Genomic DNA, 2067 nt, shown 5'->3' on the forward strand with positions numbered 1-2067 from the left:
TTTGATCTGGGTATCCACAATAGCAGATTGTTTTTTTGTCGCTGTACCGGCGATGACTATTGAACGGTTGTGGCACTGGCGTGTCATGAGTGAATACTTGTTTCATTGGTGAATCCTTCACCAATCATGCTTCGCAGCAGGTTTGAATTGCTAGTGGATACCCGCCTTAAATATTGTGATGCTTAATTATCATTTCTATCTTTTTAAAAATTGATTTGAACTCTGAATAATCCATATCACGGAATTCTGGCTTATTTTGAGCTATATTAATAGCAAAATCAAATTTTGAGAGTGCTATATTTTTTAATATACCTCTTTGAATAGTGCAAATGTCACTATCAAGGACTTTTTCATTGTCTTTTAATGTAGCCTTCCAATTTTTAAGCTCTTTGCCATCCCGCGCGCGCTTTCCATAAAATACAGTTCTATCCTCATTATAAAATCCAGTTTCTGGATTGAACTCTGTATTTAAGTAAATTCTCCTTCCAGAAGAGTCTTTGCGTAATAAATCAGCATTGCTGTAAAGTTGTTCAATTGATATGCAATCGTTATTTCTATGGTTTGGCTTATGGATAACTAAAGAAAAAATGTTGTTACCATGGGATAGGATCCCATCTTCTTTTTTCCGATGCGCCTCGCGTATGTTTGCAATGTCTGAATCATAAATGCATATAACTGGAAAGTTAAAAACAATTTGACAATTTTTTGCTTCTTCTGGAAGATTGCTGAGTATGTCGTTGCCACCTTTTAAATATTTTTTATGCTTATAAAAGAATAAATTTAAGTTTGAAAACTCTCCTGCTGTTTTTAGATGAAAGAATGCCTTTTTTAGATGAATCCAATCTGTTGCTCCTTCACCAATAATTACAGGCATTCTATGCTCCATCATGGAAAGGAATTCGAATTGCTGTAGATATTTGTAGTGCTGATCTTTGTGAATTGTTTGATTGTCTTTTTTAATAGGAATTTTTGTTCGAATTTTTTCTTGTTTATCAATGTCATTTAGTAGTTCTATACGATATTTCTTTATAAAGCGTATATATTCAATTTTTCCACGTACTATTTGTGAAAAGCTAATGTTTTTTTTCTTATGCTCAGCCCTATTCTCAAGGTCAAATTGATTCTTGTATTTCTCTTGAGCAGCTTCTATCCCATTTACTCTCCAGCAATGAAGCATAGCGCGTACTTGCTTTATTAGTTTGCGCTGAATGTTTGGATAGTCGTTTACAACAATGCCTGTAACTAACTGACGATCAGATTTCGACCGCATAGTTGTTTTTGCTTCATTTACCATAAACCCTTGAGTTTTTATCAGGTCAATTAATTTAGGGCCTGCTTCCCAATTCCCTTTGGAAAAAATTGCAATTTCTTCAGGAAAGGATTTTTTATTTGTTGAAAACGTCAAATCATCTGCGTATCTAGTATAATAGCACCCACATTCTTTCGCCAGAGAGCTGAGCAAGTAATCCAGATGTCCACATATCATGTTGGCAATAACGGGAGAACAGGGCGATCCTTGGGGCAGTTTGTCGTTGTGACATGCAATTTTTGCTACGAGAATTGCAACTTCTCTTTGAAGAGAATACGGTTTGGCACAAAAAAGGCCAAGAACTCTTCCAAAATGGATTGACGGAAAAAAATCTTTTATATCTATGTTAAAAACAAATCTTTTATTAGAATGTCTAATCGCACCCGTTAAAATTGTCCTTCCTCGGACAAACCCATGAACGGATTTTTTCGCTTTATATATATCTTGAAGAGCATCAGACAGCTTTGATTGTACCCCTTTGAGGCCAGATGCTGGGGCAGAAATGCGTCTTGATGCTCCTGAACGCTTTTTGATTTCAAATTCTGTATATTGATTCTTTATGCCACCATCATGCTTATATATAATGTAGCTTAACTTTTGAGGAGTGAATCCCAAAATTTCTGCGAAGTCGCTAAGATTCTTAGCAGATTGAAATTTTTTTAAGATAATGTTGTCCATAACACCTCCTTGGCAGAATGGCAGACGTTGCTAATATTTATTATATATTAGTAAAAGCTATTTAAGACTTCCTATTTAAG

General features: G+C 35.0%; 1 protein-coding gene. It reads right to left on the reverse strand.

The genetic code is table 11. The features are described 5' to 3' along the window. Positions 1-166 precede the first annotated feature (166 nt). Positions 167-1987 (reverse strand): reverse transcriptase domain-containing protein, encoded by a 1821-nt coding sequence (locus tag V6C16_RS11825; RefSeq protein WP_333536587.1) that lies wholly within the window; start codon positions 1985-1987, stop codon positions 167-169. Between the last annotated feature and the right edge of the window lie 80 nt (positions 1988-2067).

It is taken from the genome of Desulfovibrio sp. 1188_IL3213, from assembly GCF_036763145.1.
Lineage (GTDB): Bacteria > Desulfobacterota > Desulfovibrionia > Desulfovibrionales > Desulfovibrionaceae > Desulfovibrio.